The 265-nt window shown below is 70.9% G+C and carries 1 protein-coding gene; it reads right to left on the bottom strand.

Annotated features, from left to right (window positions below; all coding sequences use genetic code 11):
• The coding region (locus tag OH705_RS27635) for a cobalamin biosynthesis protein (protein ID WP_267303490.1) at positions 1–240 on the bottom strand (240 nt) is incomplete at its 3' end.
• Between the last annotated feature and the right edge of the window lie 25 nt (positions 241–265).

Genomic DNA, 265 nt, shown 5'->3' with positions numbered 1-265 from the left:
GAAGGTTGCCAGGTGGCTGCTGTCGAAGCAGATGTACGGCAGGCCGAGCCGTTCGGCCAGCGCCAGCAGGGCGGGGTCGCGCGCCGTGGGTTCGATGCTGGCAATGGCCTTGAGGGCCGACAGAGGCAGGGCGTGGCTGGTCAGCGTCTGGCGCAGCAGCACGGCGAGTGGTTCGCCCGGGCAGCCACGCCGGCAGCCAACGCCGGCATATAACGCCGGCGGGCGAGCGAGGTCGCGCATCAGGCCTGACTGGAGCGGCGGAACA

It is taken from the genome of Pseudomonas sp. BJa3 (assembly GCF_026343815.1).
Lineage (GTDB): Bacteria > Pseudomonadota > Gammaproteobacteria > Pseudomonadales > Pseudomonadaceae > Aquipseudomonas > Aquipseudomonas soli.
The sequence above is the reverse complement of the archived record's forward strand: the minus strand, read 5'-3'. Positions and strand labels throughout refer to the sequence as shown.